10 protein-coding genes and 1 pseudogene are annotated in these 10,534 nt (G+C 72.6%); 4 read left to right on the top strand and 7 right to left on the bottom strand.

What is annotated here, in order from left to right; translation table 11 throughout:
* The first annotated feature begins 156 nt into the window (after positions 1-156).
* Together EOE48_RS23505 and EOE48_RS23510 are read left to right on the top strand one after the other, a co-directional pair.
* Positions 157-1,038 (top strand): carbohydrate ABC transporter permease, encoded by an 882-nt coding sequence (locus EOE48_RS23505; RefSeq protein WP_187371521.1) that lies wholly within the window; start codon positions 157-159, stop codon positions 1,036-1,038.
* A complete protein-coding gene (locus EOE48_RS23510; RefSeq protein ID WP_246154750.1) occupies positions 1,035-1,940 on the top strand; it encodes a carbohydrate ABC transporter permease in 906 nt (301 codons plus the stop codon). Before EOE48_RS23505 ends, EOE48_RS23510 begins: the two co-directional genes overlap by 4 nt.
* A 78-nt stretch (positions 1,941-2,018) precedes the next feature.
* Here EOE48_RS23510 and EOE48_RS23515 read toward each other — a convergent pair whose 3' ends face one another.
* The 6 genes and pseudogenes from EOE48_RS23515 to EOE48_RS23540 form a co-directional block, all read right to left on the bottom strand.
* Positions 2,019-3,011, bottom strand: a complete 993-nt coding sequence (locus EOE48_RS23515) for a MaoC family dehydratase (protein ID WP_127733331.1) — start codon at positions 3,009-3,011, stop codon at positions 2,019-2,021.
* 117 nt (positions 3,012-3,128) lie between these two features.
* Positions 3,129-4,814, bottom strand: a pseudogene (locus tag EOE48_RS23520) (methyl-accepting chemotaxis protein).
* A 318-nt stretch (positions 4,815-5,132) separates the two neighbouring features.
* Complete coding sequence (nfi, locus tag EOE48_RS23525; protein ID WP_127733320.1) at positions 5,133-5,795, bottom strand: deoxyribonuclease V; 663 nt, start codon at positions 5,793-5,795, stop codon at positions 5,133-5,135.
* Positions 5,796-5,844: 49 nt separating this feature from the next.
* The gene (gene ychF / locus EOE48_RS23530; RefSeq protein WP_127733321.1) at positions 5,845-6,942 is read right to left on the bottom strand and encodes a redox-regulated ATPase YchF; all 1,098 of its coding nucleotides are present in this window, start codon (positions 6,940-6,942) and stop codon (positions 5,845-5,847) included.
* 17 nt (positions 6,943-6,959) lie between these two features.
* Complete coding sequence (gene pth, locus EOE48_RS23535; protein WP_127733322.1) at positions 6,960-7,571, bottom strand: aminoacyl-tRNA hydrolase; 612 nt, start codon at positions 7,569-7,571, stop codon at positions 6,960-6,962.
* Positions 7,572-7,689: 118 nt separating this feature from the next.
* Complete coding sequence (locus EOE48_RS23540) at positions 7,690-8,373, bottom strand: 50S ribosomal protein L25/general stress protein Ctc (protein WP_127733323.1); 684 nt, start codon at positions 8,371-8,373, stop codon at positions 7,690-7,692.
* 235 nt (positions 8,374-8,608) lie between these two features.
* Between EOE48_RS23540 and EOE48_RS23545 the strand changes: the two genes are divergently transcribed.
* Positions 8,609-9,895, top strand: coding sequence for an ABC transporter substrate-binding protein (locus EOE48_RS23545; protein WP_127733324.1), 1,287 nt, complete (start codon positions 8,609-8,611; stop codon positions 9,893-9,895).
* A gap of 25 nt (positions 9,896-9,920) precedes the next feature.
* Here EOE48_RS23545 and EOE48_RS23550 read toward each other — a convergent pair whose 3' ends face one another.
* Positions 9,921-10,103 carry a hypothetical protein gene (locus EOE48_RS23550; RefSeq protein WP_127733325.1) on the bottom strand — a complete coding sequence of 61 codons (183 nt, stop codon included), beginning with the start codon at positions 10,101-10,103 and terminating at the stop codon, positions 9,921-9,923.
* A gap of 230 nt (positions 10,104-10,333) precedes the next feature.
* Between EOE48_RS23550 and EOE48_RS23555 the strand changes: the two genes are divergently transcribed.
* On the top strand, positions 10,334-10,534 hold a 201-nt coding region (locus EOE48_RS23555; RefSeq protein ID WP_148239799.1), incomplete at its 3' end, for a hypothetical protein.

A 10,534-nucleotide genomic window follows, 5' to 3' on the forward strand; every position in this document is an offset into this window, starting at 1 on the left:
CCGCGTCCGCGCGGGACACCGACGAGACAGCCGCCGGGAGCGGGACCCGATCGCCTGTTCGGGTCCCGCTCCCGGTCGTCGACGGGGCGAGGCGTCCCGTCGCCGGCCAACGCTTCATCCGGGCCGCCTGGGCGGGCCCCTTCAGGGAGACCGAGGATGTCGGGAACGCACGCAGTGACGGCCGCCGACGCCGCACCGGCCGCCGCGTCCCAGCCCTTCCGCCTCAGCGCGTGGCAGGCCTGGGGCGCGATCCTGATCGCGCCCTACCTCCTGGTCTTCCTGTTCTTCGTGATCTACCCGGTCGGCTACGGGCTCTGGCTCGCCCGCAGCCCGGCGAGCTACGCCCATCTCGCGGCCGACCCGATCTTCTCCCGCGCCGTCGTCAACACGCTGGTCTTCCTGATCGTCGGCATCAACATCAAGATGGCGATCGCGCTCGGCCTGTCGGGGTTCTTCACCCACGAGCGGCGCTGGATCCGCTGGCTGTCGGTGCTGTTCATCCTGCCCTGGGCGGTGCCGTCGATCCCGACCATCCTCTCGGTCCGGTTCATGCTGAACCCGGAATGGGGCGTCGTGAACCAGACCATCTTCCGGCTCACCGGCGAGGACGGCCCGAACTGGCTCAACGACCCGACCCTGGCGCTGAGCCTCGCCATCGCGGTCCACATCTGGAAGTCGCTGCCGTTCTGGACCCTGATCCTGCTCGCCGGCCGCCTCGCCATCGCGTCCGACCTCTACGAGGCGGCGTCGGTCGACGGCGCGACCCGGTGGCAGAAGTTCCTGCACGTCACCTGGCCGTCGATGCGGACGCTCTACGTGACCTGCACGATCCTCTCGATGATCTGGACGCTCGGCGACTTCAACAGCGTCTACCTGCTGACCGGCGGCGGCCCGGCCGACCTGACGCACGTGCTCGCGACCCTCGGCATCCGCTACCTGCGGCTCGACCAGATCGACCACTCGATGGCGGCGGTGGTCTGCGCGATGCCGTTCATCCTGCCGCTCGTCTACGTGCTCATGCGGAGGCTCTCGAAATGAGCGCGAACGTCGCTGCCGCCCCCCGCGCCGCCACCGGGCCCGCGCCCCGCTCCGCCGCCGGCTGGCTGAAGGCGGCCGGGACCGAGGCGAAGCTCCTCCTCGTCGGCATCCCGGTCCTGCTCTGGACCGTGATCCCGATCTACCACCTCGTGCTGTTCGCGATCTCGCCCAAGCAGGACGCGCTCTCGGGCGCGCTGTTCCCGGAGCATCCGACGCTCAGGAACTTCGAGACCGTGTTCGGGCAGCGGCACTACTTCCTGTCGCATTTCTGGCAGCAGCTCTGGAACTCGACGCTGATCGCCTTCGCGACCGGCGTGCTGACGCTCCTCGTCGCGACCTCGGCGGCGTTCGCGATCAGCCGGCTGCGGGTGCGCGGCGGCCGGACGGTGATGAACATGGCGCTGTTCACCTACTTCATCCCGGCGGCGTTCCTGGCCGTGCCGATGTACAAGACCATGGGGAATTACGGGCTGCTCAACTCCAAGTGGGCGCTCATCCTCGCCATGGTGACGATCGCCAGCCCCTACGCGATCTGGGTGCTGAAGCAGGCCTCCGACAAGCTGCCGGTGGAGCTCGACGAGGCGGCGGTGATGGACGGCGCCTCGCCGCCGCAGCTCTTCCGGTACGTCTACCTGCCGCTGATGACGCCCTCGCTGGTCGCGATCGGGGTCTACGCGCTGCTGCTGGCCTGGAACGAGTACCTGTTCGCGTTCCTGCTTCTGTCGCGCGACACCGACGTGACCCTGCCGGTCGCCCTCGGCAGCTTCCTCGCCGCCGACGATTCGCCGTGGGAACTGCTGATGACGACGGGGCTGATCTACGCCCTGCCGCCCGCGGCGATCTACTACGTCTTTCGGCGCTACATGGTCGGCGGGCTCACGGCCGGCGCGGTCAAGAGCTGAATCCGGACGCCGTCTCCCATCCAGGCGTGACGGCCTGCCACGGTCGCGTACCGTGTCGCCACGCGGTCGGACCGTGCGCTACTCCCGCGGCGCGAACCACGCCCCGTCGAAGCGGAACACCTCGTCGCCGTGCTGGTCGCGGCCGCTCGCCGCGTGGTGGACGAGACCCCAGCCCGGGCGCGAGGCGGAGGGGCGCTTGTCGGTGAGGGTGATGGCGAAGCGGATCGTATCGCCGGCATAGACCGGACGCAGCCATTTGAGGTTGCGGAACCCCGGCGAGGGTCCGCCCGCCGCCACCGGCCCGCCGCGCGCCTCGGCCTGTCGCCGCCCGAGGTCGCGGGCGGCGACGAGGCGGTTCATGAAGCCCGCCGCGGTGTGCCAGCCCGAAGCGCACAGGCCGCCGAAATGGCTTTGCCGCGCCGCCGCCTCGTCGACGTGGAACGGCTGCGGGTCGAAGGCGCGGGCGAAGGCCAGCACCTCGTCGCGGCCGAAATGGTAGCCGCCGAGATCGTAGGTCGCCCCGACCGCGAGGCTGTCGTAGCCCCCGGCCGGGAAGCCGGCCTCCGAGGCGAAGGTCGGCGGGCCGGGCTCGCGCGGCGGCAGGGTCCTGGCCGGCAGCGGGGCGGCGCCGCGGCGGCCGAACATCACCCAGAATTCCTGGGTCATCACCGTCTCGCCGCCGCCGTTGGCCATCGCGGCCGTCACCCGCACGAGGCCGCGGTCGGGCTTGCTGGCGGAGGGCCGCGCCTCGGCGATCGTCATGGTGAGGGTCAGGGCGTCGCCGGGCAGGACCGGGCGCAGCCAGTGCACCGCGTCGATGCCCGGCGAGCCCATCGAGCTCGCCTGCAGGATGAAGTCCCGGGCGATCAGCCGCATGCCGAGGGCGCAGCTGTGCCAGCCCGAGGCGATGAGACGGCCGACGAAGCTGCCCCGGGCCGCCGCCTCGTCGAGGTGGAACGGCTGCGGATCGTAGGCCCGCGCGAACGCCACGATCTCGTCGCGCGTCACGGTGATCGGCCCGCAGGGGAGGACGAGGCCGGGCACGAGGTCTTCGAAGTGGATGCGGATCATCGGGAAACCGTCGCGGCGGTGGCGCAGGCTGCCGCGGGCGGGGCGTTGCGCACCCCTGCCCGGGAGCCGGACCATGACGCTCCCGGGCCCGAGGTCAAGTCCCGGGGCCGGCGGGGCTCAGGCGGCCCGGAGGTCGGCGAGGAAGTGGCCGACCTGGGCACTCAGCGCCTCGGACTGGCGCGACAGCTCGGACGCGGCCCCGAGCACCTGGCCCGCCGCTACGCCGGTCTCGTCCGCCGCCTGGGCGACCCCGGCGATGGTGCCGGTCACGTCGCTGGCCCCGGTCGCCGCCCGGGCGACGTTGCGGACGATGTCCTAGGTCGCCGCGCCCTGCTCTTCCACCGCCGCCGCGATCGAGGCCGACACCGTGCTGATCTCGCGGATGCGCCCGCCGATGCCGTCGATCGCGCCCACCGCCTGCCCGGTCGCTCCCTGGATCTGGCCGATCTGCGTCGAGATCTCCTGTGTGGCCATGGCGGTCTGGCCGGCGAGTTCCTTGACCTCGGCGGCGACGACCGCGAAGCCGCGTCCCGCCTCGCCGGCCCGCGCCGCCTCGATGGTGGCGTTCAGCGCCAGCAGGTTGGTCTGGCTCGCGATCGAGGAGATCAGCCCGACCACGTCGCCGATCCGGGTCGCGGCCACGCTCAGCTCCCGGACCAGCCGCATGGTCTGGTCGGCCTCCGACACCGCGGCCTGGGCGAGGTCGGCGGATCCGGACACCTGGCGCCCGATCTCGCCGACGGAGGCGCCGAGCTCCTCGGCCGCCGCCGCGACGGTGCCGACATGGGTCGCCGCCTCCTCCGCGGCGCCCGCCACGGTGGCCGAGCGGCCGGCGGTCTCGGCGGCGGTGGCGGTCATCCTCCCGGCCGTCGCCTGCAACTGGGCGGCGGAGGACGAGACCGTGCCGACGATGCCGCCCACCGCCGCCTCGAACCGATCCGCCATCCCGCGCAGCACCGCCTTGCGCTGCGCCTCGGCCGAGAGGCGGGCCTGGGCGGTCTCCTCCTCCATCCGGTGCGCCCGGATCTGGTTGTCGCGGAAGATCTCGACCGCGGCGGCCATCGCGCCGACCTCGTCGCCGCGCTCCCGGTAGGGGATCGCCGACGCGGCGTCGCCCGCCGCCAGCCGGCCCATCGCGGCGGTCATCCGGGTGAGCGGCCGCGAGATCCGCAGGGTGCAGAACGCCATGCCGCCCAGGGCCACCAGGATGGCGAACACCATCGCGAGGACCGCCGACCAGGTGCTGCCGGTCACGCTCTCGATGACCTTGTCGGCCTCCCCCTGGGCGCTGCGCTGCTGGAACGCGATGTCGCGGCGCAGGCTCTCGCGGACCTCGGAATAGAGCTTGAAGTGTCGGGTGCCGGCGAGTTCGGCGAGGGCCTCCGGCTGGCGTCCGGCCTCCATCATCCGCACCAGATCGAGGCTCGCCGCCTCGTACCGCCGCCACAGCCCGGAGAACTCGGCGTAGATCGCACGCTCATCGGCCGAGCCGATCAGGGGCTCGTAGGCCCGGCGCGCCTCGGCCATCGCCGCCAGCGCCGCCTCGTAGAACCGGCGGTTCTCGGCCAGCGTCGCCGCGTCGGGCGAGTACGTGACCAGCCGGTACTGCCGGAGCCGGACCTGGCTCGCCGCGACGTTCATCTCGTTCACGGTGACGACCGACGGCAGCCAGTGGCGCGCCACCTCCTCGACGCCGCGGCGGATCCGCGACATCTCGACGAGCGAGACCGCGCCCTGCCCGGCCGCCACGAGGGCGACGGAGCCGAACAGGGCGGCGAGGGTGGTTCTGAGGGTGAGTCGCATGGACCGATCGGCGCGTGAGGCGGCCGGCGGGTTCTCCCGCGCGAGAACAGGCCGAATCGAAGACACGCCAACCATTTCAGCGAGACTTTACCAAGTCGTTTCCAAGTGTAGGACGCAGGGACATCCGAGTATTCCACCGGTCGCGCCGGACCGGATAGTTGCCCGCGAGATATGCGCCCCCAGGTTGCACAACCTCGAAACGATCAGAACTCCGGAAGGTTGCTTCCGGAGTTCTTATCACCGGCCCGCGCGGTGGAGCCGGAGGCTCCACACGCATGAGCGGAGTCCCCGATGCGTCAGCGTCTTGGGCCGTTGCTATCAGAAGTCCCCCGCCGCCTTGTGCGCCAGCCGGATCGGCTCGGGCAGGCGGTATTTCGGTGCGCAGGCGAGCACCAGGGCGACGGCGCCCGGGATGTCGGCGAGGTGGCCGGGCGAGATGAACAGCGGGTTCTTGCCCGTGCGGGTGCGCACCACCGCGCCGATGGTTTCGCCGCGGTCGACGAGCGGCACGTGCGCGCCCTTCTCCTCGGGCAGCGGCCCGTGGCGGCCGCACAGCCGGGTCTTGCCGACGCCGACGGTCGGGCGCTCCAGCCACAGGCCCATGTGGCTGGCGATGCCGATGCGGCGCGGGTGCGCCGTGCCCATGCCGTCGAACAGAAAGACGTCGGGCGAGGCGGCGAGGCGCCCGAACGCCTCCTCCAGCACCGGCCCCTCGCGGAAGCTCAGCAGGCCGGGCACGTAGGGGAACGGCGTCGGGCGGATCGCCGTGACGGTCTCGACCACCCGGAAGTCGGGGAAGGTCGCCACCACCACCGCGGCCCGGGAGCGGCCGTCCTTCACGCTGACGTCGACCCCGGCGACGAGGCGGACCCCTGCGAGGTCGAGGGGGCGGTCCGCCACCACCTCGGCGGCCAGCCGGCGCTGGAGCGCGACCGCCTCGGCCGGCGTCAGGTCCCAATCGTGGCGGCGGTGGAGTTCCATCCTCCGACATCCGCCGGGACGCCGGACGGTTCCCGGCGCCGCCGGTCCGTCAGTTGGCGAAGCGGAAATGCAGCACGTCGCCGTCCTGCACCAGGTAGTCCTTGCCCTCCAGGCGCAGCTTGCCGGCCTCGCGGGCGCCGGCCTCGCCCTTGAGCGCGACGTAGTCGGCGTAGGCGATCGTCTCGGAGCGGATGAAGCCCTTCTCGAAATCCGAGTGGATGACGCCGGCGGCGGCGGGCGCGCGGGTGCCCCTGGTGATCGTCCAGGCCCGGGCCTCCTTGGGCCCGACCGTGAAGTAGGTGATGAGGCCGAGCAGGTCGTAGCCGGCGCGGATCACCCGGTTGAGGCCCGGCTCGTCGAGCCCGACCGCCTCCAGGTACTCGGTCTGCTCGGCGGGCGGCAGCACCGCGATCTCGCTCTCGATCTTGGCCGAGACCACCACCGCCTTCGCGCCCTCGGCGCGGGCGCGGGCGAAGACCGCCTCGGAATGGGCGTTGCCCTTGTCGGCCGAGCCCTCCTCGACGTTGCAGACGTAGAGCACGGGCTTGGCCGTCATCAGGCCGAGGGACTGGAACAGGCGCTCCTCCTCGGGCTTGCGGGCGACGAGGCGGGCGGGCTTGCCGTCGCGCAGGAAGGGCAGGGCGCGCTGGACGAGGTCGAGGGTTTCCTTGGCCTCCTTGTCGGCGCCCTTGGCCTTCTTCTCCAGGGCGACGACGCGCTTCTCCAGGCTGTCGAGGTCGGCGAGCATCAGCTCGGTCTCGATCGTCTCGATGTCGGCGGCGGGGTCGACCTTGCCCTCGACGTGGGTGACGTCGCCGTCCTCGAAGCAGCGCACGACGTGCGCGATGGCGTCGACCTCGCGGATGTTGGCGAGGAACTGGTTGCCGAGGCCCTCGCCCTTCGAGGCGCCGCGCACGAGGCCGGCGATGTCGACGAAGGTGAGACGGGTCGGGATGATCTCCTTCGAGCTGGCGATCCTCGCCAGATCGTCCAGGCGCGGGTCGGGCACCGCGACCTCGCCGACGTTCGGCTCGATGGTGCAGAACGGGTAGTTCGCCGCCTGCGCCGCCGCGGTCTGGGTCAGCGCGTTGAAGAGGGTCGACTTGCCGACGTTCGGCAGGCCGACGATGCCGCATTTGAAGCCCATCGCATCAATCCCGAATCTCAGGCGGGCCGCTCGCCCACGCGCTTGATCTCGTCCCAGCCCCGGCCGGCCATGGCGAGGTGGACCTTGTTCTGGAAGCCGGCGTCATCGCCCTTGGCCAGCACCGCGGCGTGGTCGGCGACCGCGTCGCACAGGTCCTCGACCCAGGGCGTCTCCGACTTGGCGAAGTCGTTGAGCACGTAGGCGTGGACCAGCGCCTTGTCGCCGGGATGCCCGATGCCGAGGCGCACGCGCCAGTACTCGTTGCCCGATTGCGCGGTGATCGAGCGCAGGCCGTTGTGGCCGGCGTTGCCGCCGCCGCGCTTCACCCGCAGCTTGCCGGGGGGCAGGTCGAGCTCGTCGTGAAAGACCACCACGTCGGCGAGGTCGATCTTGTAGAACCGCTGCGCCTCGGCGACGGCGCGGCCGGATTCGTTCATGTAGGTGCCGGGCTTGAGCAGCAGCACCCGGGTGGTGCCGACCACCGCCTCGCTCGCCTCGCCCTGGAAGCGCCGACGCCACGGCGCCGCGCCGTGCCGGCGCGCGAGGGCGTCCAGCGCCAGGAAGCCGATGTTGTGGCGGTTGCCCGCGTAGCGGGACCCGGGATTGCCGAGGCCGACGAACAGCCGCATGGCGGGCCCAAGGCTCCAGTGGCGAGCCGCGGGCGGCTCTCGGGACACGACGGCGCGACCCGGCCCGGAGGTCGGATCGCGCCGGATGTGGGACGGGCGGAGGACCGCCCGGCCGGGATCACTCCTTGGACGCGTCCTCGGCGGCCTCGGCCTCCTCGGCGGCCTTCTCCTCGGCCGACTCGGCGCGGGCGGCCTCGGCCACGGCGGCCTCCTCGGCCTCGACCTCGGCGCCGAGCACGGTCGGCGGCACCAGGGTGGCGACGGTCGCCTCCGGATCGAGCGCCAGGGTGGCGCCGGCCGGGAGCACGAGGTCGGAGACGTGGATCGCGTCGCCGATGTCCTTGCCGGTCAGGTCGACGGTGAGGCCGTCGGGGATCGCGTCGGGCTCGACCGCCAGGGTGACGGTGTGCAGCACGATGTTGAGCGTGCCGTCCTTCTGCTTCAGGCCCGGGGCCTCGTCCTCGTTGGCGAAATGCACCGGGACCTCGACCTCGACCGTCTGGCCGGCGGTGACGCGCAGGAAGTCGACGTGGAGGGGGAAGTCCTTCACCGGGTCGAGCTGGTAGTCGCGCGGGATCGCCCGGACCTTGCGGCCGCCGACCGCGATCTCGAACACGGTGGTCAGGAAGCCGCCGCCGTAGATCAGGTGGTTGGTCTGGTTGGCGTCGAGCGAGATGGCCTGCGGCTCCTGGCCCGCGCCGTAGATGACGGCGGGAACGCGGCCCTGGCGACGAACGGCCCGGGCGGCCCCCTTGCCGACCCGGTCGCGTGCCACGGCCTCAAGCGACTTCACGGCGCTCATGGCGTGATCCTTCAGATTCGATTGTGGTGGCTCAAACGCCGAAGGCCGCCCGGTTGAGAGCGGCCTGTCCTTCGGCGTCGCCGCGTCCGTGCCTCCAAGGGTGTCTGGCGGACGCGGGCGGGCTTATAGCGGGGGAAGCCCGCACCGGCAAGGCGGGCCGCCGGCGATTTCCGATCCGCCGCAGGGCCAAAGTCGGGTTGAGGCCGGCGGCGCAACCGCGATAGCCTCGCGCCGCATGCGTGTCCCCGTCGCCCTCGCCCTCGCCGCCGCCCTCCCGGCACTGGCCGCTCCCCTCGCCCCCGCCGCCGCGCAGGAGCCGCCCGCCGCGGCCAAGCCCGCGCAGCCCGGAGAGACCGCCCAGCCCGACAAGCCCGCGCAGCCCGGAGCCGGCGAGGTCCGCATCGGGCTGATCCATCGCCCGGTCCCGGCGCCGTCCTCCTACGACGCCCAGGCCGCGCCGGAGGACGAGGGCGCCGCCGGCGGGCGGCTGGCGGTGCGCGACAGCAACACCACCGGCCGCTTCACCGGGCAGAGCTTCGTCCTCGACGAGGTGGCGCTCGCCACCGCCAGCCCCGGCGGAGCGCCGCCGCAGGAGCCGGCCGCGGCCGCGAAGGAACTGGCGGGCCGGGGGATCCGCTTCATCGTCCTGGCGCTGCCGGCCGCCGAGGTGCTGGCGGTGGCCGACGCCCTCAAGGGATCGGGCGTGACGCTGTTCAACGCCGCCGCCCCGGACGACCGCCTGCGCGGCGCCGATTGCCGGGCCGAGGTGTTCCACGTCGTGCCGAGCCGGGCGATGCAGACCGACGCCCTGGCGCAGTTCCTCGCCTTCATGCGCTGGCGCAAGCTCTTCCTCATCACCGGGCCGGGGGAGGGCGACCGGCTCTGGGCCGAGGCGCTGAAGCGCTCGGCGAAGAAGTTCGGGCTCCAGATCGCGGCGGAGCGGCCCTGGACCTTCGGCCCGCTGGCGCGGGCGCGCGGCGACACCCCGACCCGGGCCGAGGCGCTCGTGTTCACCCGCGGGCTCGACTACGACGTCGCCGTGGTGGCCGACGAGGCGGGGGATTTCGGCGACTACGTGCCGTTCCACACCGCCGACCCGCGCCCGGTCGCCGGCACGCAGGGGCTAACCCCGGTCACCTGGCACCCGACCCTGGAGGTCTGGGGCGCGGCCCAGGCCCAGAACCGCTTCCGCCGCTTCGCCGACCGGCTGATGCGCCCGCTCGACTATCAGGTCTGGGCGGCGGTGCGGGCGGTCGGCGAGGCGGCGATGCAGGCCAGGACCGTCGAGCCCGCGGCGCTGGCCGCCCGCCTCGTCGACCCGGCCTTCACGCTGCCGGCCTACAAGGGCGTGCCGCTGAGCTTCCGCCCCTGGGACCACCAGTTGCGCCAGCCGATGCTGCTGGTCCAGCCGCAGGCCCTGGTGGCGGTGGCGCCCGAGCAGGGCTACCTGCACCAGCGCACGCCCCTCGACACCCTCGGCATCGACCAGCCCGAGACGCAGTGCCGGCCGGCGAAGCCGTGACGCCGGATCCGGCCTGCCGTGACGCTCACAGCATGACGAGGAAGCCGACGAGCATGACGGTCACGCCCGCGAACAGGCCCGCCGTCTCGTTAACCGTGTAGAGACCGAGCCCCGCCGCACCGAGCAGCGTCGCGGCGAGATACGGCGCAGCATTCCGGACCGCGATCCGGTTCACGCGGCGCTTGACCAGGCTCAGGGCGGCCGTCACGACCTTGTCCTTTCGCGGGTGTCGATGCCCTCGTCATGACGGACCGGCGGCTAACGAACGCTGTTCCCGGCCGTCGTCTCGCGAAAAGCCCGGAATGATAGTTGAGAGCCGCTGAATCACGCTCGCCCGGAGGCGGCGTCGCCACGATCCGCGGCCGATCCGGCGGGACCTTAACCGACCGTTAACCACGATCGGCGTTTGCTCCCCCGGAGTTCCGAGGAGGTGCGGCCGTGGCCGATTCCGCTTACCAGACCCCAGCCCACGCGAGCGCCCCGCGGATGACCACCGGCCCGCTGCGCGACCTGCTCGCCAACCTCGCCCGGACCGATGCCCGCGCCGAGCCGGAGCCGCGCGCCGAGGCGGCGCTCCGGGCGGAGGCGGCCGAGCCGCGCACGCCGTCGCGCTTCGCCGAGTTCCGCCGCGCGGCCGAG

Source organism: Methylobacterium oryzihabitans, from assembly GCF_004004555.2.
GTDB lineage: Bacteria > Pseudomonadota > Alphaproteobacteria > Rhizobiales > Beijerinckiaceae > Methylobacterium > Methylobacterium oryzihabitans.

Coding starts and splice junctions, on each gene's coding strand:
- EOE48_RS23545 (WP_127733324.1), top strand. CDS start 8,609: ATGCGTGTCCCCGTCGCCCTCGCCCTCGCCGCCGCCCTCCCGGCACTG.
- EOE48_RS23515 (WP_127733331.1), bottom strand. CDS start 3,011: ATGATCCGCATCCACTTCGAAGACCTCGTGCCCGGCCTCGTCCTCCCC.
- EOE48_RS23505 (WP_187371521.1), top strand. CDS start 157: ATGTCGGGAACGCACGCAGTGACGGCCGCCGACGCCGCACCGGCCGCC.
- nfi (WP_127733320.1), bottom strand. CDS start 5,795: ATGGAACTCCACCGCCGCCACGATTGGGACCTGACGCCGGCCGAGGCG.
- pth (WP_127733322.1), bottom strand. CDS start 7,571: ATGCGGCTGTTCGTCGGCCTCGGCAATCCCGGGTCCCGCTACGCGGGC.
- ychF (WP_127733321.1), bottom strand. CDS start 6,942: ATGGGCTTCAAATGCGGCATCGTCGGCCTGCCGAACGTCGGCAAGTCG.
- EOE48_RS23540 (WP_127733323.1), bottom strand. CDS start 8,373: ATGAGCGCCGTGAAGTCGCTTGAGGCCGTGGCACGCGACCGGGTCGGC.
- EOE48_RS23510 (WP_246154750.1), top strand. CDS start 1,035: ATGAGCGCGAACGTCGCTGCCGCCCCCCGCGCCGCCACCGGGCCCGCG.